At 57.5% G+C, this 261-nt stretch carries 1 protein-coding gene; it reads left to right on the top strand.

The window, feature by feature from the left end; all coding sequences use genetic code 11:
* Nucleotides 1-19: 19 nt before the first annotated feature.
* On the top strand, nucleotides 20-261 hold a 242-nt coding region (locus QSV46_RS40150; protein WP_409997296.1), incomplete at its 3' end, for an RES family NAD+ phosphorylase.

The raw sequence follows: 261 nt of genomic DNA, 5'->3' as shown, positions 1-261 counted from the left end.
GGTGCATGCCAATCTGGTGATGCCCGCCAACCAGCACTTGATCGAGATCAAGATACCGAACGGCGTGTCGTATGAAGTTTTCCAAACTGTGGCGCATCCCGGCTGGGACTCGCGAAACGAGACCATCTGCAAGGTCTTCGGCCAGAAATGGTGCGAGGAGAAACGTTCGGCGCTCCTGATCGTCCCCTCAATCCCGGCCCGGTTGGAGCGCAACTTTCTGATCAACCCGGCTCATCCGGAAGCCAAGAACATCACGCACAC

This window comes from Bradyrhizobium cosmicum (genome assembly GCF_032290525.1).
GTDB classification, from domain to species: Bacteria; Pseudomonadota; Alphaproteobacteria; order Rhizobiales; family Xanthobacteraceae; genus Bradyrhizobium; species Bradyrhizobium cosmicum_A.
This window is presented reverse-complemented; position numbering and strand designations above follow the sequence as displayed.